Below are 738 nucleotides of genomic sequence, written 5' to 3' on the forward strand. Positions count from 1 at the left end.
AGGCCCTGGCCGATTTATTAGACGTTGAACCGATGGCCTTGGATGCTGAGCACGGTGAAGAAAAAGCCAAGCAGGTCGCAGTAATTCGTGAAGATGAGTGCATAGGCTGCACTAAGTGTATCCAGGCGTGTCCTATCGATGCGATTTTAGGGGCGGCTAAGCACATGCATACAGTTATTGAATCTGAATGTACTGGGTGTGATTTGTGTGTAGAGCCTTGCCCGGTAGATTGTATCGATATGGTGCCAGTAGATAAGGGGCTATCAGCATGGCATTGGGACTTACCCAAGCCTGTACATATTATTGCTACGGATAAGTCTCAGCCTGTGGAGGTGCAGTCTGTATGAGTGCCATGACACAGAACAATACACAGATCATTGCCACGAGTGGACGTTCCTTATCAGACTTTCATGGTGGTATTCACCCGGCGGAAATGAAGTCGCTATCGAGCGAGACAGCGATTACTGAGGCGGGCATTCCGCCACTACTTGTTTTACCTTTACAGCAACATATTGGTCAAGCCTCCAAGGTCTTGGTTGAAGTGGGTCAACAAGTAAAAAAAGGCCAGTTATTGGCTGAAGCAGACGGTTATATCAGTGTCGGCTTGCATGCACCCAGCTCAGGTGTGGTAGAAAGTATTGCTGAGCAAGTTGTGGCGCACCCTTCTGGTAATTCAGATTTATGTATTACCTTGAAGACAGACGGCCAGGACCAGTGGTGTGAATTGGATGCGAGTGA

General features: G+C 48.2%; 1 protein-coding gene and 1 pseudogene. Both read left to right on the forward strand.

Going from position 1 to position 738, the window contains the following annotated elements; all coding sequences use genetic code 11:
- Nucleotides 1-347, forward strand: a 347-nt coding sequence (locus A3763_RS21115) for an RnfABCDGE type electron transport complex subunit B (RefSeq protein ID WP_156495231.1), incomplete at its 5' end; no start/stop codon positions are given.
- A pseudogene (locus tag A3763_RS21120) lies at nt 344-738 on the forward strand (hypothetical protein); the annotation flags it as partial. The gene A3763_RS21115 and the pseudogene A3763_RS21120, both read left to right, overlap by 4 nt.

The organism is Oleiphilus sp. HI0128 (assembly GCF_001635365.1).